Raw genomic sequence first — 21,901 nt, 5'->3', positions numbered from 1 at the left:
GCTCACATCCGGAAGATGCCGAAGCCGCCACGGGCGCCCTCGACGGGGGCGTTGTGGACGGCCGAGAGGCACAGGCCGAGGACGGTTCTGGTGTCGCGGGGGTCGATGATCCCGTCGTCGTAGAGCCGCCCGGACAGGAAGGTCGGCAGGGACTCGGACTCGATCTGCGCCTCCACGAAGGCGCGCATCCCGGCGTCGGCCTCTTCGTCGTACGGCAGGCCCTTCGCGGCCGCGGACTGCCGGGAGACGATGGAGAGCACTCCGGCGAGCTGCTGGGGGCCCATGACGGCGGATTTCGCGCTGGGCCAGGCGAAGAGGAACCGGGGCTCGAAGGCGCGGCCGCACATGCCGTAGTGGCCGGCGCCGTAGCTCGCGCCGATGAGGACGGACAGGTGCGGGACGCGGGAGTTGGAGACCGCATTGATCATCATCGAGCCGTGTTTGATGATGCCGCCCTGCTCGTACTCCTTGCCGACCATGTAGCCGGTGGTGTTGTGGAGGAAGAGCAGTGGGATGTCGCGCTGGTTGGCGAGCTGGATGAACTGGGCGGCCTTCTGCGACTCGGCGCTGAAGAGCACTCCCTGGGCGTTGGCGAGGATGCCCACCGGGTAGCCGTGGAGCTCGGCCCAGCCGGTGACCAGGCTAGTGCCGTAGAGAGGCTTGAACTCGTCGAAGTCGGAGCCGTCGACGATGCGGGCGATGACCTCGCGGGGGTCGAAGGGGGTCTTGAGGTCGGCGGGGACGATGCCGAGGAGTTCCTCGGGGTCGTACGCCGGCTCCTCGGCCTTCGGCGGGTCCTGGCGGGCCTTGCGGTGGTTCAGGCGGGCCACCACGCGGCGGGCCTGGCGGATGGCGTCGTGCTCGTCGAGGGCGTAGTGGTCGGCGAGGCCGGAGGTCCGGGCGTGCATGTCGGCGCCGCCGAGGGACTCGTCGTCGCTCTCCTCGCCGGTGGCCATCTTCACCAGCGGCGGACCGCCGAGGAACACCTTCGAGCGGTCCTTGATCATGATGGTGTGGTCGGACATCCCGGGGACGTACGCGCCTCCGGCGGTGGAGTTGCCGAAGACGACGGCGATCGTCGGGATGCCCTCGGCCGAGAGCCGGGTGAGGTCGCGGAAGATCGCGCCACCCGGGATGAAGATCTCCTTCTGGGAGGGGAGGTCGGCGCCGCCGGACTCGACGAGGCTGATGCAGGGCAGCCGGTTCTGGCGGGCGATCTCGTTGGCCCGCAGCGCCTTCTTCAGGGTCCAGGGGTTGCTGGCTCCGCCGCGGACCGTGGGGTCGTTGGCGGTGATCAGGCACTCGACGCCCTCGACGGTGCCGATGCCGGTGACCATCGAGGCGCCGACCGGATAGTCGCTGCCCCAGGCCGCGAGCGGGGACAGCTCCAGGAAGGGGGTGTCCGGGTCGAGGAGCAGCTCGATGCGCTCGCGGGCCAGGAGCTTGCCGCGCTGCTTGTGGCGGGCCGTGTACTTCTCGCCGCCGCCCTGCAGGGCCTTGGCGTGCTCGGTGTCGAGGTCGGCGAGGCGGTCCAGGGCGGCGGCCCGGTTGGCGAGGTGGTCGGGGTCGCGGGTGTCGACGCTGCTGCCGAGCCGGGTCATGGGCCGACCTCCGGGTCGGGGAGAAGGTGGACGGGGATGTCGAGGTGGCGGGCGCGGAGCCATTCGCCGAGGGCCTTGGCCTGGGGGTCGAAGCGGTGCCCGGAGGCGACGCCGTCGCCGAGGATTCCGGTGACGGTGAAGTTGAGGGCGCGCAGGTTCGGGAGGTCGTGGCGGGTCACGGGGAGGCCGGAGGCCTCGGGGAGCAGGGCCTTGAAGGTCTGCACCGTGAGGGTGGCTCGCAGCCAGTGCCAGGCGGCGTCGGTCTCGGCCCAGACGCCGACGTTCGCGTCGCCGCCCTTGTCTCCGCTACGGGCCCCGGCCACGGCCCCCAGCGGCGCGCGGCGGGTCGGCCCTGCGGGGCTCTCCCCCACCCCGCCCCTTCCCGCAACCGGGGCTTCGCCCCCGGACCCCCGTGCCTCGACCGCCGGCGGGGCCGGATCCGGGCCGGGGGCCGCCGAGGGCCGCAGCGCCGGGCAGACCGGTGCGCGCGTGCCGTCCGGCAGGACGGCGACGTGGGCCACCGAGGTCGCCGGGACGGAGCCCGCGCTGAACACCCCGTACGGCTGGGCCTGGCCCGGGGGCGCCGTGACGTGGAAGCCCGGGTAGCTGCCGAGGGCGAGTTCCACGGCCGCCGAGGTCAGGGCGCGGCCGACGCGGTCCGGGGAGGGGTCGCGGACGACCAGGCGGAGCAGGGCGCTCGCGGTCTCCTCCGTCGCCGCGTCGGCGTGGTCCGTGCGGGACAGGGTCCAGTCGGCCGAGGCCACGCCCTCCAGGAGTTCCGACAGCTGGGCCCGCACCAGCGCGGCCTTGGCTTCGATGTCCAGGCCGGTCAGGACGAAGACCACCTCGTTGCGCCAGCCGCCGATGCGGGTGACGCCCACCTTGAGGGAGGACGGCGGTGCTTCGCCCCGGACCCCCGTGACGGCGACCCGGTCCTCGCCCGCGCGGGTCAGTCGGACGGTGTCCAGGCGGGCCGTCACGTCGGGGCCGAGGTAGCGGACGCCCTGGGTCTCGTACAGGAGTTGGGCGGTGACCGTGCCCGTCGTGACCGCACCGCCCGTGCCCGGGTGCTTGGTGATCACCGAGGAGCCGTCCTCGGAGATCTCGGCCAGCGGGAAGCCCGGCCGGGACACGTCGTGCCGGGTGAAGAAGGCGTAGTTGCCGCCCGTGGCCTGGGTGCCGCATTCCAGGACGTGGCCCGCCACCACCGCGCCCGCCAGCCGGTCGTGGTGGTCGGGGTGGTCGGGGGCCCAGTCGAACCACCAGGCCGCCGGGCCGCTGACCAGCGCGGCGTCCGTGACCCGGCCGGTCACCACCACGTCCGCGCCCGCGCGCAGGCAGGCCGTGATCCCGGCGCCGCCGAGGTAGGCGTTGGCGGTGAGCGCCCCCTCCGCGTAGGGCATCAGGTCGTCGCCCTCGACGTGGGCCACCGAGACGGGGACGCCCAGTTTCGCGGCGAGTTCGCGTACGGCCGTGGCGAGCCCGGCGGCGTTGAGGCCGCCCGCGTTCGCGACGATCCGTACGCCCCGCTCGTGGGCGAGGCCCAGGGTCTCCTCCAACTGCCGCAGGAAGGTCTTCGCGTAGCCGAGGTCCGGGTTCTTCAGCCGGTCGCGGCCCAGGATCAGCATGGTCAGTTCGGCCAGGTAGTCCCCGGTCACGACGTCGAGCGGGCCGCCGGCCAGCATCTCGCGCAGTGCGCCGAAGCGGTCGCCGTAGAAGCCCGACGCGTTGCCGATGCGCAGCGGGCGGCGCGGGTCCGGCGCCTGCGGGCGCAGAGGGTCCGGCGTCACCGCGAGGCCCTCGGCGCGCGGCCCGGGCCGGCCGGGCCCGCGAAGGCCTGGGCGATGTCGAGCCAGCTGTCGGCATCGGCGCCGGTGGCCGTCAGGTCCAGGTCGGCACGGTGGGCCCGCTGGGTCACCAGCAGGCAGAAGTCCAGCGCCGGGCCCGTGACGCGCTGTCCGGCGTCCTCGGGGCCGTACGCCCACAGCCCCGCGCCGTCGGGCGCGGTCAGCTCCACCCGGAACTCCCCCGCGGGCGCGGCCAGTCCGCGTACCGCGTAGGCGTAGTCGCGGGCCCGTACGCCGATCCGGGCCACGTGCCGCAGCCGCTGCGTCGGGGTACGGCGTACGCCCAGCGCGTCGGCGACGTCCTGGCCGTGCGCCCAGGTCTCCATCAGGCGGGCGGAGGCCATCGAGGCGGCCTTCATCGGCGGCCCGTACCAGGGGAAGCGGGTGTCGGGCGAGGCTGCGGCGAGGGCCTCGTCGAGGGCGGTGCGGCCGGCCTGCCAGCGGGCCAGCAGTTCGGCCGGCGCCAGCGCGGCGCCCTCCTCGGCGCCCTCGTCGACGAAGGTGTCGGGGGCGGCGAGGGCCTCCTGGACCATGCCCGCGAAGCCGGGGGCGTCGGTGAGGGAGAGCAGCGCGGCCCGGTCGGTCCAGTGCAGGTGGGCGATCTGGTGGGCGACGGTCCAGCCGCTCGCGGGAGTGGGTCTCGCCCAACCGGGGCCGGGCAACTCCCGTACCAGGCAATCGAGTTCCTGTCCCTCCTCGCGCAGGTCGGCGAAGACGGCGACAGCGGACGGATCGAGCACGGTGCGCTCCCCTCTCGGCGTGAGGGGAAGACTGGCAGCCTCCGAGAAAACAATCAAGCGTGCTTGCATTATTTTCGGACCTTCGGGCAATTCCCCGCCACCGGCGCCAACTCGCGCCACCACGGCCTGATTTGGCAGCGGCGCTGGTGTCCGCGGGGACGGCCGCACGCGGGCGGACGGCCCGAGGGGGCGATTTCGGCCGTACGCCGGAAACCCGCGAAACGTCACCGGATGTCCCGTCGATACTGAGCACTCCGCGTGCAGCGGCGCACGACGCTCCGTGTTCATGTCGCTCGACCCACTCGACGATGAGGATGAACTGACGTGACTCCAGCCGCCTTCTCCGCCTCCTCCGCCGGCCCGGCCCCCTTCTCCCTCTATCCCGAACTCGACGCGATCGCCCTCGGCGCCTTCGCCGCCGCCCTGGAGACCGGCGACGTCACCGGCCTCGCCCCCGCCCGCGCCGCCGAGGTCGCGGACGCCCGGTCGGCCGCCGTGTTCAGCCGCGCCAAGGTGCCCGGCGCCGACGGGGACCTGCTCGACGCCGCGCTGTGGCGGCACACCGGGAGCGGGCCGCGCCCGGCGATCGTGATGCCCTCCCCGTGGACGAGCCTGGGCTGGCTCGTGTACGTCGTCCAGGCCAGCATCTTCGCGGCGCGCGGCTACAACGTCCTCGCCTACACCACCCGCGGGTTCCCCGGCTCCGAGGGCCAGGTGGAGGTGGCGGGCCCGCTCGACATCGCCGACGGCAGCCGGGCACTGGAGTACCTCGTCGAGCGCACCGCCGGCCCGGTGACGAAGATCGGCTTCCTCGGGGACTCGTACGGCTCCGGCATCAGCCAGCTCGTCGCCGTGCACGACACCCGCGTCGACGCCGTGGCGGCCCTGAGCAGCTGGGGCGACCTCGGGGAGGCGTTCTACGAGAACTCCACACGGCACGTGGCCGCCGTCGAGGCGCTGCTCGCCGCGGCCGCGAAGGCGCGGCTGAGCCCGCAGACGCAGGCCGTGTTCGAGAACGTCCTCGCCAACCGCGACATCGAGGGCACGCTGCGCTGGGCGGAGGTGCGCTCGCCCTTCACGCACATCAAGGAGCTCAACCGCCGCCAGGTGCCGGTGTTCTTCGCGCACGCCTGGCACGAGACGCTCTTCCCCGGCAACCAGACCCTGCGGATGTTCAACGAGCTGATCGGACCCAAGCGGATCGACCTGTCCATAGGCGACCACTCCGGACCCGAGGCGAGCGGCATGCTCGGGCTGCCCAACCGGATCTGGACGGACGCCCACCGCTGGTTCGACCACCACCTCAGGGACATCGACAACGGCATCGCCGAGGAGGGGCAGGTGGTGAGCGAGGTCATGTGGAACAAGGCCCTGGAGCCCCGCCCCACCTGGAGCGCGGTGACCCGGGACGTCCGCCGGCTGTTCCTGGGCGGCAGCGGAGAGCTGGCCCAGGACCCGGAGGCCGGCTGGAGCGCGGACGTGCTGTGCGGGGTGGACACCCCGGCAACGGTCGCCGACACGGTGGTGACGTCCGGCTTCGCGGAGATCGCCGGGCGCCCCAAGGCCTACCCGGCCGACGACATCGACCGCACCGTGGCCGCCGTGTGGGCCTCGGAGCCGCAGGAGGAGGTCGCCCGGCTGCGCGGCACGCCCCGGCTGCGGGTGACGTACCGGGCGGCGAACCCCGGGTCGACCTTCGTCGCGTACCTCTTCGACGTGGGCCCGGACGGCACGGCCCACATCATCACGCACGCCCCGTACACCGACCTGGACTCGCCGCCGGACAGCCTGATCAGCGCGGACCTCGAACTCCAGGCCACGGGGTACGACGTACCGCGCGGGCACCGGGTGGCGCTGGTGGTGGACGCGCGCGACCCCTTCTACGGGGACGCCAACCTGCCGCGCGCGACGCTGGCCTTCACCTCCCCCGAGGCCACGCCGTCGTATCTGGACCTGCCGCTCGGGTGACCGCGCGCAGGTGCTCCCCGCCGCCCCGCCGCTCCCCCGTGGGCGGCGGGGCGGCGGGCGTTCAGGCGGCGCGGCGCGTGAAGTCCATCGTCCAGTTGTGGACCCAGCTCGCGCCGTCGTCGGCGGAGAAGAACTGCTCCCAGCGCGGGGAGTCGGTCCTGGTGCGCGTCCACTCGAAGCGCACCAGGACCGCCTTGCCGTCGTGCGTGTCCCGGCCCGTGAAGACGCCGTCGCCGCTCGCGCCGTCGAAGCGGCCGGTGACGGGCGGGAAGAGGACCCCGGTCCGGCGGCTCGCCCAGTGCAGGTTCCACTGCTCGCGCTCACGGTCGTAGAGGCGCAGGGTGAGGCCGGCGAACCCCTTCGTCGGGAACTCGATCTCGTCGAAGCTGGCGCCGCCGTCGAAGTGGCGGCTGATGCGGGACACGGCCGGGAACTGCTCCCACTCGCTGTCCGCGTCGAGGAAGTCGGTGCGCCAGCGGTTGGCGACGTCCCAGGTGCCGACGAGGAAGTCGAAGTCGTCCATGTGCGTTCCCCTTGCTGGTTCTTGGTGACGGAGGGAACGCTAGGACCACTTCACTGACACCCTGTGTCAGTGAAGTCCAGCCGACTGCTCTCGATCCTGCTGCTGCTCCAGACCCGGGGGCGGATGACCGCCGCCGAGCTCGCCCAGGAGCTGGAGGTGTCCGTACGTACGGTCTACCGCGACGCGGAGGCCCTCGCGGCCGCGGGCGTGCCGCTGTACGGGGACGCCGGCCACAGCGGCGGCTACCAGCTCCTCGACGGCTACCGGACCCGGCTGACCGGGCTCAACCCGGGCGAGGCGGAGGCACTGTTCCTGACCGGGATGCCGGGCCCCGCGGCCGAACTGGGGCTCGGGCAGGCCCTGTCGGCGGCGCAGCTGAAACTGCGGGCGGCGCTGCCCGCGGAGCTGCGCGAGCAGGCGGACCGGATGCGGCTGCGCTTCCACCTGGACGCGCCGGGCTGGTACGCGGAGCACGAGGAGACCCCGCACCTGGGACGGGTCGCCGACGCGGTGTGGCGGGGCCGGGTGGTGGAGGTCCGCTACCGGCGGTGGAAGGAGCCGCGCGAGGTGGACCGGCGCCTGGCCCCGTACGGACTGGTCCTGAAGGCGGGGCGGTGGTACCTGGTCGCGGGTCCGGAGGGGCCGCGGACGTACCGCGTGGACCAGATCCTCTCGCTCCGGGAGACGGCGGAAGAGGCGCAGCTCCCGGAGGGCTTCGACCTGGCGGCGCACTGGCGGCGCACGCAGGCGGAGTTCCTGGAGCGGCTGTATCCGCAGGAGGCGCTGGTACGCCTCTCCGCGCGGGGCGCGGCGCAGCTGACGGGGGTCCAGGCACGGGCCCTGGCGGCGGTCGGCACCCCGGATCCGGAGCTCGCGGGCTGGACCCGGGCGGTCCTGCCGATCGAGTCGGAGGAGCAGGCGCAGACCCAGTTCCTGTCCCTGGGCCCGGAGGCGGAGGTCCTCGCCCCGGCGGCGCTGCGGGAGCGCATCAGGGCCGCGCTGGCGGAGTTGACGGCCCGATATGCCTGAGGCCTTTCCTCCGGTGAGGGGACGCTGGCATGCTCCGCTCATGACGAGAACCCGTGCGTACTTCGCTGTCGGTGTACTGAGCGCCCTCGCCCTCGCCATGTCGAGCGGATGGGGCCAGGGCTGGCCGGACTCGGACTGGCCGGCAGGCTTCTCCATCACGGCGGAGAACGTCCAGCACGCGGACACCACCCCCCAGGACGACGGCGTCCGGCTCTGACCTCGGCCCCGTAGCCCGCAGCCCCGCGCGGGCTGCGGGCTACGGCGTCAGGACGCCGTAGGGAGGGGCTCGGCGCGGCGGGTCTGGGCGCGGACCGCGCCCATGCTCGCGGCGATGACCAGGGCGATGGCCACCGCGTCCAGCGCGGACAGGCCCTGGTGCAGGACCAGGAACCCGGCCGTCGCGGCGATGGCCGGTTCCAGGCTCATCAGGATCGCGAAGGTCGGGGCCGGCAGCCGCCGCAGGGCCAGCATCTCCAGCGTGTACGGCAGGACCGAGGACAGGACGGCCACGCCCGCGCCCAGTGCGATGGTGCTCGGCGCGAGGAGGGCCGAGCCCGCCTCGACCACGCCGAGCGGCAGGGACAGCACCGCCGCGACCGCCATCGCCAGGGCCAGCCCGTCGGCCTGCGGGAAGCGCCGGCCGGTGCGGGCACTGAAGACGATGTACGCCGCCCACATCGCGCCCGCGCCGAGCGCGAAGGCGGCGCCCAGCGGGTCGAGGCCGCCGAAGCCGCCGCCGTGCCCGGCCAGCAGGACCACGCCGGCCAGGGCCAGGGCCGCCCACAGCAGGTTCACCAGGCGGCGGGACACGAGGACCGACAGGGCCAGCGGGCCGAGCACCTCCAGGGTGACGGCCGGGCCGAGCGGGATGCGGTCGACGGCCTGGTAGAAGAGGCCGTTCATGCCCGCCATCGTCACGCCGAACCACACCACGGTGGTCCAGTCGGCGCGGGTGTAGCCGCGCACCTTGGGCCGACACAGGAGCAGCAGCACCAGCGCCGCCATCGCCAGCCGCAGGGTGACCACGCCGGCCGCACCCGCCCTCGGCATGATCAGCACCGCGAGGGCGGCGCCGAACTGCACCGAGATCCCCGCCGAGACCACCAGCGCGACCGGCCCTAGGCTGCCCCGCCCGGAGAGGCGCGAGCCCCGGCCGGGGGCGGCGGGGGCTGCGAAGGGCGCGGCAGGGACCGCGGCAGGGACCGCGGCAGGGGCCACTGCGGGGGTCGCGGGGGACGAGGTGGGTGCGGGCATCTCTCCAGGCTAAGGGCCCGTAAGGACCGTGGAGTCGTGTTTTGCCTTACATTGCGCACACCCCCTTAACCTCCGCTACAGCTCTTTCCAGCCACTCGTCTCATCCGGTGGACTCGCTTCGAAGCCGCGGACCGGGACCCGATACGCTCCGCTCGTGGCCGAGATCCAGATTCCCGCTGACATCAAGCCCGCCGACGGACGCTTCGGCGCGGGCCCCTCCAAGGTGCGGACCGAGGCGCTGGACGCCCTCGCCGCCACCGGTACCTCCCTGCTCGGAACCTCCCACCGCCAGGCTCCGGTCAAGAACCTGGTCGGCTCCGTGCGCCAGGGCCTCCGGGACCTCTTCTCCCTCCCCGAGGGCTACGAGGTGATCCTGGGCAACGGCGGCTCCACCGCCTTCTGGGACATCGCGACCGCCGGGCTCATCGAGCGGAAGTCGCAGCACCTCACCTTCGGCGAGTTCTCCTCGAAGTTCGCAACGGCCGCGAAGCTCGCGCCGTGGCTGGACGCGCCGTCCGTGATCTCCTCCGAGCCGGGCACGCACCCCGAGCCGGTGGCCGAGGCGGGCGTGGACGTGTACGCGTACACCCACAACGAGACCTCGACGGGTGTGGCGGCGCCGATCAAGCGCGTCGCGGGCGCCGACGCCGGCTCCCTCGTCCTGGTGGACGCGACCTCGGGCGCCGGCGGCCTGCCGGTGGACATCACCGAGAGCGACGTCTACTACTTCGCCCCGCAGAAGTCCTTCGCCTCGGACGGCGGCCTGTGGCTGGCCGCGTTCTCCCCGGCGGCCCTGGAGCGCGCGGCCCGCGTGCACGCCTCCGGCAGCCGGCACATCCCGGAGTTCTTCTCGCTGCCGACCGCGATCGACAACTCGCTGAAGAACCAGACGTACAACACGCCGGCGCTCTCCACCCTCTTCCTGCTGGACCAGCAGCTGCGGTGGATGAACAGCCAGGGCGGCCTGGAGTTCACGACCGGCCGTACGGCGGCCAGCGCGCGCAACCTGTACGGCTGGGCGGAGGCGTCGAAGTACGCCAACCCCTTCGTCCAGGACGCCGCCAAGCGCTCCGCCGTCATCGGCACGATCGACTTCTCCGACGACATCGACGCGGCCGCGATCGCCAAGGTGCTGCGCGCCAACGGCATCGTGGACACCGAGCCGTACCGCAAGCTCGGCCGCAACCAGCTCCGTATCGCGATGTTCCCGGCGATCGACCCGGCGGACGTGCAGGCGCTGACCGCGTGCATCGACTACGTCATCGAGCAGCTCTGACCGACGCCGGCACCCGCTGATACGTCCCGCTGCAATCCGGAGCCCCCGGCGACCGCGCGTCGCCGGGGGCTCCGGCGTTCCTGAAGGCGGCCTGAAGCGGACTGAAGCCGGACCGAGGCGGACTGACCGCGACCTGAACGCGGCCTGAACGCCGAACTCGGCGCCCCGCGGCCCGGATCCCGGGACCTTGGTCCCAAAAATCGGGGCAAAGAGCCCGCAAACGGATCCTCCCCGGTGCCGTCACGGCCTGCGCCTTTATGCCGGAGGACCTTTGGCCACCCCCTCACCCGGCCCCCGGGAGGCCCGCAACCAAGCGCCCAGGATGTCCCTCATGTCTGGTGTGCCGGGAAAAACCCCGGCCCGTTCAGGAGGAGACCCCATGCGCAAGGCACTCACCCTCTCGGCGATCGCCCTCGCCTCGTCGATGGCCCTCGGCGGCGCGACCACCGCCTTCGCCGCCGACGCCCCGACGCCGTCGAGCAGCTCCAGCCCGAGCCCCCACGCGGCCGCCGCGAGCCTGAAACTGTCGACCTCCACCGCCAAGCCGGGTGACTCGATCACCTTCTCGATGGACGTCCCCGACGGCTCGACGAACCTCTCCGTCTCCTCCAAGGCCCTGGGCGACGTGAAGATGACCGACGGCCGCGGCGGCACCGCCAAGGTCGACAAGGTCGACGACGGCACCTACGGCGTCTCCCTCACCGGCACCGGCCCCGACGGCAAGAAGATCCAGGCCACCGCGCAGCTGACCGTCAAGGCCGACAAGCCCTCCCCCAAGCCCACCCCGCAGGCCTCCAGCGTGACCCTGTCCACCGACCACGGGCGCCCCGGCGACAAGGTCGTCATCACCATCAAGACCTCCGAGAAGAACGCCTTCGTCAAGTCCGACGCCTTCGGCGGCCAGGTCAACCTGAAGAGCGACGGCAAGGGCGCCTTCACCGGCACCGCCATCGTGTCCAAGGACGTCAAGACCGGCTACTACGGCGTCCAGGCCTTCGCCGGCGGCAAGCAGTTCGACACCGTCAAGTTCTCCACCGAGGCCACCGGCACCAAGCCGGACGTGAAGCCGCTGAAGCCGAGCGAGCACAAGAAGCCCAAGGGCTCCGTCAACACCGGCCAGGCCCCGGTCGGATACGTCGACTCCGAGACCAGCAATGGCTGAGCACACCACCACCCTCCGCCGGGGCGGCCGCGCACGCCGCGCCGCCGCCCTGGCGGGGGCCTCGGCCCTCGCCGCGGCCCTGGCCACCGGCTGCTCCTCGGGCGGCGCCGCCAAGGACACCGGCGCTGGCCCGGCCGCGAACGCCTCGGCCGTCTCCGCCCTCTCCCCCTCCGTCCCGGACCGCGTCGAGATCCCCGACATCAAGGTGGACGCCCCGCTCGACACCGTCGGCCTGGACGCCAAGGGCGAGATGCAGGAACCGGACTTCGCCAAGCCCAAGGACGCGGCCTGGTACAAGGACGGCCCCACCCCCGGTGAGCCGGGCGCGGCCGCCATCGTCGGCCACATGGACACCCCGCAGGCCCCCGAGGCCGTCTTCTACAACCTCAAGAAACTGAAGAAGGACCAGAAGATCGAGGTCCACCGGGCCGACGGCAGCACCGCCGTCTTCACCGTCGACGACGTGCAGACCTTCAAGAAGGACGCCTTCCCCACCGACAAGGTCTACGGCGACACCCACGGCAAGGCGGAGCTGCGTCTGATCACCTGCGGCGGCAACCTCACCGCGGACCGCCACTGGGATGCCAACGTCGTGGTGTTCGCGCACCTCACGGCCAAGGCATAGGGGCGCACGCGATACCTTCAGGAGGTTCGGGGCAGGTTCATGGGCCCGACGATCCTGAAGACGGCACAGCTGGAGGCAGCGGCGTGAGCGTGCGAGTGACGGCGGCCCAGAGCGGCGTTGACCCCTTCGGCACGGCCCGGCTGCGACGCGGGGTGCTCGACGCCTGGGGCGCGGGCCCGGCCCGCTTCCGCGAGGACGCCAACGCCGAGGAGGACCTGGCACTCGGCGGCTACCGGGACCGGCTCGTCATCGAGCTGGCGCAGAACGCCGCCGACGCCGCGGCCCGCGCCAAGGTCCCCGGCCGGCTGCGGCTCACCCTGCACCCCGGCGGACCCGACGAAGGCGGCCACGCCGTGCTGGCCGTCGCCAACACCGGGGCCCCGCTGGACGCGACCGGCGTGGAGTCCCTCAGCACCCTGCGGGCCTCCGCCAAGCGGGAGTCCGCCGGATCCGGGGACACCGTGGGCCGCTTCGGCGTCGGCTTCGCCGCCGTCCTCGCCGTCTCCGACGAGCCCGCGGTGCTCGGCCGCCACGGCGGAGTGCGCTGGTCGCTTCCCGAGGCCCGCGAACTGGCCCGGGGCGCCGCCGTCGGCAGCCCCGGACTCGGCGACGAGCTGCGCCGGCGCGACGGGCACGTCCCGCTGCTGCGCCTGCCGTTGCCCGCCGAGGGCACCGCGCCCGACGGGTACGACACCGTCGTGGTCCTCCCGCTGCGCGACGCCGCCGCCGAGGAACTCGCCGAACGCCTCCTCGCCGGCATCGACGACGCCCTGCTCCTGACCCTGCCCGGCCTGCACGAGGTCGTCGTGGAGACCCCCGCCGGGGGCGTACGGACACTGCTGCGCCGCGCCGAGGGCCCGTACACGGTCATCGAGGACTCCGCCGGGCGGACCCGGCGCTGGCGCACCGTCCGACACGGCGGCCCGATCGAGCGGGAACTGCTCGCCGACCGGCCCGTCGAGGAACGGCTGCGGCCCGTCTGGACGGTCTCCTGGGCCGTGCCCGTCGACGCCGACGGCGCGCCCGTGCCCCCCGCCACCGCACCCGTGGTGCACGCGCCGACCCCCACCGACGAACCGCTCGGCATCCCCGCGCTGCTCATCGCGACCCTGCCGCTCGACACCTCGCGCCGCCACCCCGCGCCGGGACCGCTGACCGACTTCCTGGTGGAGCGCGCCGCCGACGCCTACGCCGAACTCCTCGGCTCCTGGGACCCGGTGAGCACCGCGCTCGTGGACCTCGTACCGGGCCCCCTCGGCAAGGGCGAGCTCGACGGGGCCCTGCGCGCGGCCGTGCTCCAGCGGCTCCCCCGGACCGCGTTCCTCGCGCCCGCCGCCCCGGCCGAGGAGCCCGAGGAGCGTTCCGCGCTGCGCCCCTTCGAGGCCGAGGTGGTGGAGGGCGCGGGCGCCGACACCGTACGGGTCCTCGCGGAGGTCCTGCCGACCCTGCTCCCGGCGGGCCTGGAACGCCGCTCCGAACTGCGCACGCTGGGCGTCGGCCGGCTCCCGCTCGGCGACGCCATCGAGCGGATCGCGGGCATCGAGCGCACCCCCGACTGGTGGCACCGGCTGTACGACACCCTGGCCGGCGTGGACCCGGACCGGCTCTCGGGGCTGCCCGTGCCGCTGGCCGACGGGCGCACCACCATCGGCCCGCGCCACGTCCTGCTGCCCTACGCGGACACCCCGGCCGACCTGGCCCGGCTCGGCCTGAAGGTGGCCCACCCGGACGCGGTGCACCCGCTGCTGGAGAAGCTCGGCGCCCTCCCGGCCACCCCCCGCGCGGTCCTGACGACCCCGCAGGTGCGGGCGGCCGTGGCGGCCTCCCTCGACGCCGGGGAGATCTGGGACGAGGACGCGGACACCCTCGACGCCGACGAACTGGCCGACGTCGTCCTGGGCCTGGTCCAAGCGGCCGAACTCGCGCCCGGCGACGAGCCCTGGCTGGGCGCGCTGGCCCTGCCCGACGAGGACGGCGAACCGACCCCCGCGGGAGAACTGCTCCTGCCCGGCTCGGCGTTGGCCTCCGTGATCCGGGCGGACGAGATCCCGTACTGCGACGAGGAGCTGCTCGCGCGCTGGGGCGAGGGCCCGCTGACCGCCGTCGGGGTGCTGGCCGCCTTCCAGCTCGTGCGCGCCACCGACGTGGTCCTCGACCCCGACGAACTGGAGCCCCGCGACGGGGACTTCGCCGAACCCGACGACGCGGGTCTGCTCGACGCGGTGGACGTGTGGTGCGAGGACGTGCTCGACCAGCTGCCCGACACCCCGGTCCCGCCGGTGGCGACCGAGCTGGTCGCGGTACGGGACCTCGACCTGGTCGACGACGACTGCTGGCCCCAGGCGCTGGCGATGCTCGCACAGCCCCCGCTGCGCGACGCGCTGACCCAGCCGGTACGGGTCCTGCTGCCCGACGGCACCACGCAGTCGGTGCGCCCGTACACCGCGTGGTGGCTGCGCGACCACCCGGTGCTCGACGGCCGCCGCCCCGCGGGTCTGCGCGCGGCGGGCGGCGACCCGCTGCTGGCGGGCCTCTACACCCCGGCGGACGCCACGGGCTTCGAGGACGAGCAGGTCCTGCGGGCACTCGGCGTACGCACGACCGTGGCCGCCCTGCTCGACGAGCCCGGCGGCGCCGCCGAACTCCTGGGCCGCCTCGCCGACCCGGACCGCGAGGTCGGCGGACGCCAACTGCACGCCCTGTACGGGGCCCTGGCCGACCTGGACCCCGAGCAGGTCACGCTGCCGGACGAGCTGCGCGCGGTGATCGACGGGGAGGTGGCCGTGGTGGACGCGGCCGACGCGGTGATCGCCGACGCCCCGGACCTGCTCCCGCTGACGGAGGGCCTGGCCCTGCTGCCGGTCGCCCCGTCCCGCGCGGCCGACCTGGCGGACCTGCTCCAGGTGCGGCGGCTGTCGGAAACGGTCCCGGCGGAGGTGACGACCCCGGGCGAGGAGCACGAGGTACCGGAGTCGGTACGGGTCCTGCTCGGCCCGGCGACGCCCGCCACCTACCTGGAGCACGAGGAGCTGATCGCGGGCGGCACCGAACTCGACTGGCGCCGCACCCCTGACGGCACCCTGCACGCCGCCACGCTGGAGGGCGTCGCGGCGGGCCTGGCCTGGTCGGCGGGCCAGTGGCCGCGCCGCTTCGAGGTCGCGGCCCTGCTGGAGGACCCGTCCCGGACCGGCGAACTGGCCCGGGACAGGTGGTTCGACTAGACCGCCGGGATCGCCGGGCCGAAGCCCGTCACCGTCGGGTACGGCGTCGCCGTGCCCGCACCCGGGAAGACGGTGACCTTGCCGGAGGCGTCCGCGGACCAGAGGTCCGGCAGGCCGTCACCCGTGAGGTCGCCGTCGGAGCCGACGCGCGGGTGCTCGGCCGGGGCCAGGGTGGCCAGCACCGGCCCGGCGGCCGGGTCGGCGAAGGCGGAGAAGTCCGGGGCGTCCGGGGTGCCGGTGATGGAGAACGCCCGGATGGTGCCGTCGGCCTGCGAACGGGCCCAGAGGGTGGGGAAGTCCGTGCCCTGGGCGCGGCCGGGGGTGAGCAGGTCGTAGCCGGCCCAGGCGGTGCTGTCGCCCGAGAGGAGGACGGCCTCGTCGTTCAGCCGGTTGGAGAATCCGCGCTCCACCAGCCACAGGCGGCCGTTCTCGACGAACAGCACCGAGGTGCCGGGCAGGGTGGTCCCGACCGGGCTGTCGCCGCGGGGGGACCCGTACGCCGCGAGCTGCGTGACCTTCGACCAGTTGGAGCCGAGGCCGTACTCCGCGCAATCGATGATGCGGCGCTCGGCGTTCCGGCAGGTGTCGGGCTTGGCGGTGGTGCTCGGTCCCTGCTCCGTGAAGAGGCCGGCGCCGTCGTTGCGGAAGACGTACAGGGCGGGGCCCCCGGGGACGTGTGCCAGCAGGTCGTCGACCTGCTGGCTGCCCAGGGTGCCGCGGTGGGTGTACTGGACGCCCGCCCAGCTCCCGCTGCCGCCCGGGGCGCCGGCGGCGCGGCCTGCGGCGGTGGCGAGCGGGTTCGAACCCCACTTGCGGAGGTTGCCGTCCGCGTCCGGGACGAGGACGTCCGGCTTGCCGTCGGCGTCGATGTCGCCGAAGGCGGCGGGGGCGGTGCTGGGCTGGGCGTAGTAGTAGGCGGTGGCGTCCTGCGAGACGTTGCCCGCGTTGTCCATCGTCTCCAGGTAGACCGCCTGGCTGCCCCAGGTCGCGGGCTTGACCTTGATGTCGAGCGCGCCGTCCGTCAGACGCACGACGTGCGCGTCGGTCGCCTCGTCCGAGCAGCGCCAGCCGACGCTCGGCGTCGGGGTGGTGCGCCAGCGGGCGCAGGCGATCTCCGAGCCGGTGTCGGTGCCCTTCAGGGTGAAGGTGGCTTCCTCGCCGACCTTCTTGGGAGAGGCGTCCGTGGTCACCTCGGCCGTCGGCGGGGTCCGGTCCACCCGGAAGTAGCACCAGGCGGTGTACGGGCTGGTCAGCTTCCCGTCGGTGGCGCGGGCGCGCCAGGCGTACTGGCCGCCGTCCGCGAACCGGTCGCCGGGGAAGTACATCTCGGCCTCGGGCCAGGTGGTCGAGTCGTTCGGGTGGTCGGTGCGCTCGCCCCCGTACGAGGTGTCCCAGAGCTGGAACGTCGTCCGGACCGGCGCCCCCGACGGGGAGGCGGCCGTGACGCGCGTGGTGACCTGGGACGTCAGGCCCACCCAGCCCGCGCCGGAACCGGAGTACGGGTTGGTGTAGCAGTCGGAGCTGGTGCCCTCGCCGGCGAAGCCGGGAGTGGGGCTGGTCCGCGGCGCGGTGACCGTGGGCGCCGCCGGGTCCGCGGCCGCTGCGGCCGGCGCTGCGGCCGCCAGGCCGAGCGTCAGGGCCAGAGCAGCCGTCGGAAGGGCGCGTACGAGTGTCATTCGGTGGTTCCCCCCTGGAAACACGAAGTTTTTGCCGGTCGTAATCTCCCAGAAGGATTACCGGACCGCACCGACATTTGAACGGGCGGGCTACGCCGGGCTCAGGAGCGCGTCCGCGACCGCCGTGCGGGCGTACAGCACCGAGCGGCCGTTGCGGTGGGCGGTGACCAGGCCCGCGTTCCGGAGCGTCGTGAGGTGCTGGGACACCCCGGCGGCGGACAGGCCGCTGTGGCGGGCGAGCTGCGTGGTCGAGGCGGGGGTGTCGAGCTCGACGAGCAGCAGGGCGCGGGAGCGGCCGAGCAGCGCGGCGACGGCCTCGGTGGCGGCGCCGGTGGCGCGGGGTTGCCACAGGGCGCCGATCCCGCGGGCCGGGTAGGCGAGTTGGGGCGGGTCGGGCGCCACGGAGCGGGTCAGGACGCGGGGCCAGGCGAAGGCGGACGGCACCAGCAGGAGCCCCGATCCGGCCTGGTCGCGGGTGAGGGCGCAGTGGCGCCGGACCAGGTGGAGGCTGCCCTCGTCCCAGCGCACGGAGTCGTGGAGCTCGTTCAGGACGTGCGCGGAGCCGTACTCGGCCACCTGCCGCGCCCGGTGGAACACGTCGGCTTCGAGGACCTGTCGGATACGGGCCCAGTAGGGCGCGAGGGCGAGCTCCCAGTACTTCTCGATCTCCGCGGTGACCTTCTCCAGCGCGGCCTCGGGCTCCTCGTGCAGCAGGCGCAGCCTCGGTGAGGTGCCGGCCGCCAGTTTCGCGACGTCCGTTCGGACCTGCTCGGGGAGGCTGCGGCGGATCGCGGCCAGTTCGGCGGGGAGTTCGCAGAAGGGCCCGTCCGGGGTCGGGTTGAGGAAGTCGGCGAGGTAGCCGTCGGCCGGAACGAGGTCGGCCAGCCAGCCCCGGTCCAGTCCCTCGCGCAGCAGCCGGGGCCGGACCTGGGCGGCCCAGCGGCTGTGCGGCGGCGGTTCGGTGGCCCGGCGCAGCATGCGGTAGCTGGTGACGACCTCCCACATGGGAGAGACCGCGAACCTGGTCTGCGCCAGGTCCGCCGCCGAGAAGCTCAGTCCGGATTCCATCTGCCCGCCCCCTGGGTTCCGTTGACCGGTCGAGTCGTTGGATTCGGTCTCAGCTTAATCAATTCGGCATCGTGCCCGCGGGGCGCAGGCTCCTGCCATGCCCTCCACCTTCCGCGGACTGCCGCCCACCGTCTGGACCCTCTTCGCCGGCACGATCGTCAACCGGCTCGGCCACCTGGTCACCCCGTTCCTGGTCTTCCTGCTGGCCGACCGGGGCATCACCGGGACCGAGACCTCCTACGTCCTCGGCGCGCTGGGTGCGGGCAACCTGCTCGGGCCCGCGCTCGGCGGAGTACTCGCCGACCGGATCGGCCGTCGCCCGACCATGCTGATCGGGCTCCTCGGCGCCGCGGCCGCGCAGGGCGCGCTGTTCGTGGCACCGGGTGCGCCGACCATGGCCGCGGCGGCGCTGCTGCTGAGCGCGGCCGGGGCGACGGTCGGCCCGGCCGCGTACGCGCTGATGGCCGACGCGGTGGACGGTGAGCGCAGGCAGCGGGCGTACGCGCTGTTCGGCTGGGGGGTCAACATCGGCACCGCCGTCGCCGGGGTGCTCGGCGGCTTCCTCGCCGCGCACGGGTACTGGCTGCTCTTCGCGGTCGACGCCGGGACCATGCTCGTGTACGCCGCCGTGGTGGCGACCCGGCTGCGCGAGCCGGAGCGGGCGCCCGCGGCGGACGCCGCCGGGGCGGACGGCTCGGGCTACGGCGTCGTCTTCCGGGACCGGCTGCTGCTCGCCCTGCTCCCGCTCCTCGGCATCCAGCTCTTCGTGTACTCGCTGACCGAGGTCGCCCTGCCGCTGGCCGTGCGCGACAGCGGGCTCTCGCCGGCCGTGTACGGGGCCCTGGCCGCAGTCAACGCGGTCCTCGTGGTGGTGCTCCAGCCCTTCGCGTCCGGCCTGCTCGCCAAGCTGCCGCAGTTGTCCGTACAGGCGGCGGGCAGCGCGCTGATCGCGGTCGGGGTGGCGCTGACCGGTCTCGCGGACGGTATCGCCGGGTACGCCGTGTCGGTGGTCGTCTGGTCGCTCGGCGAGGTGGCGGTGGCCGGGATCGCGGCCTCGGTGGTGGCGGGCCTCGCCCCGGCCCACGCCCGCGGCCGCTACCAGGGTGCCTTCGGCTGGACCTGGGGTCTGGCCCGCTTCGCCGCCCTGACCCTGGGCGTCACCCTGTACTCCGGGCTCGGGCCGGCGGCCCTGTGGTGGGCGGCCCTGGTGGCCGGCCTGCTCGCCGCGGGGGCGACGCTGGGCCTGCGGGCCCGTATCGCCGCCCGCGCCGCACAGGATCAGGAGCAGGAGCAGGAGCACGGCCTGGCCGCGTGAGGGTTCAGGCCGGGAACTTCCGGTCGACCCAGCGGAAGCCGAACTCGATCAGGGTGGCGGCGACGGCCGCGACGGCGACCGCCGTCCACGGCATCTGGGCGCCCACCAGCTTGAGCTCGAAGAACTCCTGGAGCCACGGGACGACGAGGACGATCAGGAAGGCGAGGCCCATCGCGCCGACCAGGCCCACCCGCCACCAGGTGTACGGGCGGGCGATGATCGCCAGGACCCACATCGAGGTCAGGAACAGCGTCAGCGTCGCCGCGCTGGTCTCGGCCTGGAGGGCGTCCTGGCCGGAGTAGTGGTGACGGGCCAGCAGGTACGTCACGAAGGTGGCGACCGCCGCGATCACGCCGCCGGGGATCGCGTAGCGCATCACCCGTTTCACGAAGTGCGGCCTGGCGCGCTCCTTGTTCGGGGCCAGGGCCAGGAAGAAGGCGGGGACACCGATGGTGAGCGTGGACAGCAGCGTCAGGTGGCGGGGCAGGAACGGGTACTCGACCTGGGAGCAGACCACCAGGATGGCCAGCAGCACCGAGTAGACCGTCTTGACGAGGAAGAGGGTGGCGACCCGGGTGATGTTGCCGATGACGCGGCGGCCCTCGGCGACCACCGACGGGAGCGTGGAGAAGCTGTTGTTGAGGAGGACGATCTGCGCGACCGCGCGGGTGGCCTCCGAGCCGGAGCCCATGGAGACGCCGATGTCGGCGTCCTTGAGGGCGAGCACGTCGTTGACGCCGTCGCCGGTCATGGCGACGGTGTGGCCCTTGGACTGCAGCGCCGCGACCATGTCGCGCTTCTGCTGCGGGGTGACCCGGCCGAAGACGGAGTTCTCGTCGAGGACCTCGGCCATCTCGGCCCGTCCGGCCGGCATCTTGCGGGCGTCGACGGTGTTCTCCGCGCCCGGCAGGCCGAGCTTGCCGGCGACCGCGCCGACGGAGACCGCGTTGTCGCCGGAGATGACCTTGGCCTTGACGTCCTGGTCGTCGAAGTAGCGCAGGGTGTCGGCCGCGTCGGGCCGCAGCCGCTGCTCCAGGACGATCAGGGCGGTGGGCTTCACCCCGGTCGCGACGTCGGGCTCGTCGAGCTCGCGGGAGGCCCGGCCGAGCAGCAGGACGCGCAGGCCCTGCTCGTTGAGGTCGTTGATCTCGTCGAGGGCCGGGTCCCCGGCCGGCAGGAGCACGTCGGGGGCGCCGAGCAGCCAGGTGTTGTTCTCGCCGTCGCCCTCGCTGAAGCTGGCGCCGCTGTACTTGCGGGCGGAGGAGAAGGGCAGTGACTCGGTGCAGCGCCACTCCGCGCTGTCCGGGTAGGCGTCGATGATCGCCTGGAGGCTGGCGTTGGGGCGCGGGTCGGACTCGCCGAGGGCGCCGAGCACCTTCTTGACGTACGCGGGGTCCGCGCCGCCGAGCGGGCGGCACTCGGTGACGTCCATGCCGCCCTCGGTGAGGGTGCCGGTCTTGTCGAGGCAGACCACGTCGACGCGGGCGAGGCCTTCGATGGCGGGCAGTTCCTGGACCAGGCACTGCTTGCGGCCGAGCCGGATGACACCGATGGCGAAGGCGACCGAGGTGAGGAGGACGAGCCCCTCGGGGATCATCGGGACGATCCCGCCGACGGTGCGGGCGATGGCGTCCTTGAGGTTGTTGTCCTTGACGATCAGCTGGCTGATGACCAGGCCGATCGAGGTCGGGATCATCATCCAGGTGACGTACTTGAGGATGGTGGAGATGCCGGAGCGCAGTTCGGAGTGGACGAGCGTGAAGCGCGAGGCCTCTTCGGCGAGCTGGGCGGCGTAGGCCTCGCGGCCGACCTTGGTGGCGGTGAAGGCCCCGCCGCCGGCGACGACGAAGGAGCCGGACATCACCGAGTCGCCGGGCTTCTTCAGGACGGGGTCGGCCTCGCCCGTGAGCAGGGACTCGTCGATCTCCAGGCCGTCGGCCTCGCCGACGATCCCGTCGACGACGACCTTGTCCCCCGGCCCGAGTTCGATGACGTCGTCGAGGACGATCTCGGAGGTGGAGATCTCGGCCGTGCTGCCGTCGCGGCGCACGCTCGGCTTGGCCTCGCCGATGACGGCCAGTCCGTCCAGGGTCTTCTTGGCGCGCAGCTCCTGGATGATGCCGATGCCGGTGTTCGCGATGATCACGAATCCGAAGAGGCTGTCCTGGATGGGCGCGACGAACAGCATGATCACCCAGAGGACGCCGATGATGGCGTTGAACCGGGTGAAGACGTTGGCCCGGACGATCTCGGTGGTGGAGCGGGAGGAGCGCACGGGCACGTCGTTGACGGCTCCGCGCGCGACGCGTTCGGCGACCTCGGCGGTGCTCAGGCCGCCGGGCTTGTATCTGGGCGCGGGTGGCTGCATCGGGTGTACGGGGTCCAGCTCGGCTCCCGCGTCGATGGCGACCCCGGCCGCGGCGGCGCCGCTGCCACCGCCCGGCTCGGGTCCGTCGGATTCGATCTTCGCCCGCTGCGTCATGCTTTCGACGGTAAAGGGCGTTCGAACGCTTCACCCGCCGAGCAGTCCTAAGATCCGACTTCGGGATGAGGGAAATCGTCCGTTGGTAGACCGCGGGTGGACCGACCCGCGACT

General features: G+C 73.4%; 16 protein-coding genes. 8 read left to right on the top strand and 8 right to left on the bottom strand.

Going from position 1 to position 21,901, the window contains the following annotated elements:
- Window positions 1-2: 2 nt before the first annotated feature.
- The 3 genes from ACZ7GJ_RS07635 to ACZ7GJ_RS07625 form a co-directional block, all read right to left on the bottom strand.
- A complete protein-coding gene (locus ACZ7GJ_RS07635; protein ID WP_470750229.1) occupies window positions 3-1,601 on the bottom strand; it encodes an acyl-CoA carboxylase subunit beta in 1,599 nt (532 codons plus the stop codon).
- A complete protein-coding gene (locus ACZ7GJ_RS07630) occupies window positions 1,598-3,286 on the bottom strand; it encodes an acyclic terpene utilization AtuA family protein (protein WP_470750342.1) in 1,689 nt (562 codons plus the stop codon). Before ACZ7GJ_RS07630 ends, ACZ7GJ_RS07635 begins: the two co-directional genes overlap by 4 nt.
- Window positions 3,287-3,387: 101 nt before the next feature.
- Window positions 3,388-4,188, bottom strand: a complete 801-nt coding sequence (locus ACZ7GJ_RS07625; RefSeq protein WP_470750228.1) for a TIGR03084 family metal-binding protein — start codon at window positions 4,186-4,188, stop codon at window positions 3,388-3,390.
- 324 nt (window positions 4,189-4,512) lie between these two features.
- On the opposite strand from ACZ7GJ_RS07625, the gene ACZ7GJ_RS07620 reads away from it, so the two are divergent.
- Window positions 4,513-6,156, top strand: coding sequence for a CocE/NonD family hydrolase (locus ACZ7GJ_RS07620; RefSeq protein ID WP_470750227.1), 1,644 nt, complete (start codon window positions 4,513-4,515; stop codon window positions 6,154-6,156).
- A gap of 61 nt (window positions 6,157-6,217) precedes the next feature.
- Here ACZ7GJ_RS07620 and ACZ7GJ_RS07615 read toward each other — a convergent pair whose 3' ends face one another.
- Window positions 6,218-6,679 carry a hypothetical protein gene (locus tag ACZ7GJ_RS07615; RefSeq protein WP_470750226.1) on the bottom strand — a complete coding sequence of 154 codons (462 nt, stop codon included), beginning with the start codon at window positions 6,677-6,679 and terminating at the stop codon, window positions 6,218-6,220.
- Window positions 6,680-6,748: 69 nt separating this feature from the next.
- Between ACZ7GJ_RS07615 and ACZ7GJ_RS07610 the strand changes: the two genes are divergently transcribed.
- The gene (locus ACZ7GJ_RS07610) at window positions 6,749-7,708 is read left to right on the top strand and encodes a helix-turn-helix transcriptional regulator (protein ID WP_470750225.1); all 960 of its coding nucleotides are present in this window, start codon (window positions 6,749-6,751) and stop codon (window positions 7,706-7,708) included.
- Between the two features lie 40 nt (window positions 7,709-7,748).
- Window positions 7,749-7,925 (top strand): hypothetical protein, encoded by a 177-nt coding sequence (locus tag ACZ7GJ_RS07605; protein ID WP_470750224.1) that lies wholly within the window; start codon window positions 7,749-7,751, stop codon window positions 7,923-7,925.
- 47 nt (window positions 7,926-7,972) lie between these two features.
- On the opposite strand, the gene ACZ7GJ_RS07600 is transcribed toward ACZ7GJ_RS07605, so the two are convergent.
- Complete coding sequence (locus tag ACZ7GJ_RS07600; RefSeq protein WP_470750223.1) at window positions 7,973-8,962, bottom strand: EamA family transporter; 990 nt, start codon at window positions 8,960-8,962, stop codon at window positions 7,973-7,975.
- Between the two features lie 154 nt (window positions 8,963-9,116).
- On the opposite strand from ACZ7GJ_RS07600, the gene serC reads away from it, so the two are divergent.
- From serC to ACZ7GJ_RS07580, 4 genes are all read left to right on the top strand, one after another.
- On the top strand, window positions 9,117-10,238 hold the full coding sequence (serC, locus tag ACZ7GJ_RS07595; protein ID WP_470750222.1) for a phosphoserine transaminase: 1,122 nt from the start codon (window positions 9,117-9,119) through the stop codon (window positions 10,236-10,238).
- A gap of 379 nt (window positions 10,239-10,617) precedes the next feature.
- Window positions 10,618-11,400, top strand: a complete 783-nt coding sequence (locus tag ACZ7GJ_RS07590) for a hypothetical protein (RefSeq protein WP_470750221.1) — start codon at window positions 10,618-10,620, stop codon at window positions 11,398-11,400.
- Window positions 11,393-12,025 carry a class F sortase gene (locus ACZ7GJ_RS07585; protein WP_470750220.1) on the top strand — a complete coding sequence of 211 codons (633 nt, stop codon included), beginning with the start codon at window positions 11,393-11,395 and terminating at the stop codon, window positions 12,023-12,025. The genes ACZ7GJ_RS07590 and ACZ7GJ_RS07585 overlap by 8 nt, the downstream gene beginning before the upstream one ends.
- Window positions 12,026-12,114: 89 nt before the next feature.
- Entirely contained in the window at window positions 12,115-15,246 is a 3,132-nt protein-coding gene (locus ACZ7GJ_RS07580) for a sacsin N-terminal ATP-binding-like domain-containing protein (protein WP_470750341.1), read from the top strand.
- Here the strand turns inward: ACZ7GJ_RS07580 and ACZ7GJ_RS07575 are convergent.
- Both ACZ7GJ_RS07575 and ACZ7GJ_RS07570 read right to left on the bottom strand, forming a co-directional pair.
- A complete protein-coding gene (locus ACZ7GJ_RS07575; protein ID WP_470750219.1) occupies window positions 15,243-16,922 on the bottom strand; it encodes an FG-GAP repeat domain-containing protein in 1,680 nt (559 codons plus the stop codon). The two genes, ACZ7GJ_RS07580 and ACZ7GJ_RS07575, sit on opposite strands and share 4 nt — an antisense overlap.
- A gap of 90 nt (window positions 16,923-17,012) precedes the next feature.
- Window positions 17,013-17,990, bottom strand: a complete 978-nt coding sequence (locus tag ACZ7GJ_RS07570) for an ArsR/SmtB family transcription factor (RefSeq protein WP_470750218.1) — start codon at window positions 17,988-17,990, stop codon at window positions 17,013-17,015.
- Window positions 17,991-18,087: 97 nt separating this feature from the next.
- Between ACZ7GJ_RS07570 and ACZ7GJ_RS07565 the strand changes: the two genes are divergently transcribed.
- Window positions 18,088-19,305: an MFS transporter gene (locus ACZ7GJ_RS07565; RefSeq protein ID WP_470750217.1), complete on the top strand. Its 1,218-nt coding sequence runs from the start codon at window positions 18,088-18,090 to the stop codon at window positions 19,303-19,305.
- Window positions 19,306-19,309: 4 nt separating this feature from the next.
- On the opposite strand, the gene ACZ7GJ_RS07560 is transcribed toward ACZ7GJ_RS07565, so the two are convergent.
- Window positions 19,310-21,787, bottom strand: coding sequence for a cation-translocating P-type ATPase (locus tag ACZ7GJ_RS07560; RefSeq protein WP_470750216.1), 2,478 nt, complete (start codon window positions 21,785-21,787; stop codon window positions 19,310-19,312).
- Window positions 21,788-21,901: the final 114 nt, after the last annotated feature.

It is taken from the genome of Streptomyces sp. NPDC037242, from assembly GCF_055604165.1.
This window is presented reverse-complemented; position numbering and strand designations above follow the sequence as displayed.

Excerpts from the sequence above, each read along its gene's own strand:
- ACZ7GJ_RS07635 (WP_470750229.1), bottom strand. The coding sequence starts at position 1,601 with ATGACCCGGCTCGGCAGCAGCGTCGACACCCGCGACCCCGACCACCTC.
- ACZ7GJ_RS07630 (WP_470750342.1), bottom strand. The coding sequence starts at position 3,286 with ATGCTGGCCGGCGGCCCGCTCGACGTCGTGACCGGGGACTACCTGGCC.
- ACZ7GJ_RS07615 (WP_470750226.1), bottom strand. The coding sequence starts at position 6,679 with ATGGACGACTTCGACTTCCTCGTCGGCACCTGGGACGTCGCCAACCGC.
- ACZ7GJ_RS07605 (WP_470750224.1), top strand. The coding sequence starts at position 7,749 with ATGACGAGAACCCGTGCGTACTTCGCTGTCGGTGTACTGAGCGCCCTC.
- ACZ7GJ_RS07600 (WP_470750223.1), bottom strand. The coding sequence starts at position 8,962 with ATGCCCGCACCCACCTCGTCCCCCGCGACCCCCGCAGTGGCCCCTGCC.
- ACZ7GJ_RS07590 (WP_470750221.1), top strand. The coding sequence starts at position 10,618 with ATGCGCAAGGCACTCACCCTCTCGGCGATCGCCCTCGCCTCGTCGATG.
- ACZ7GJ_RS07585 (WP_470750220.1), top strand. The coding sequence starts at position 11,393 with ATGGCTGAGCACACCACCACCCTCCGCCGGGGCGGCCGCGCACGCCGC.
- ACZ7GJ_RS07575 (WP_470750219.1), bottom strand. The coding sequence starts at position 16,922 with ATGACACTCGTACGCGCCCTTCCGACGGCTGCTCTGGCCCTGACGCTC.
- ACZ7GJ_RS07570 (WP_470750218.1), bottom strand. The coding sequence starts at position 17,990 with ATGGAATCCGGACTGAGCTTCTCGGCGGCGGACCTGGCGCAGACCAGG.
- ACZ7GJ_RS07565 (WP_470750217.1), top strand. The coding sequence starts at position 18,088 with ATGCCCTCCACCTTCCGCGGACTGCCGCCCACCGTCTGGACCCTCTTC.
- ACZ7GJ_RS07560 (WP_470750216.1), bottom strand. The coding sequence starts at position 21,787 with ATGACGCAGCGGGCGAAGATCGAATCCGACGGACCCGAGCCGGGCGGT.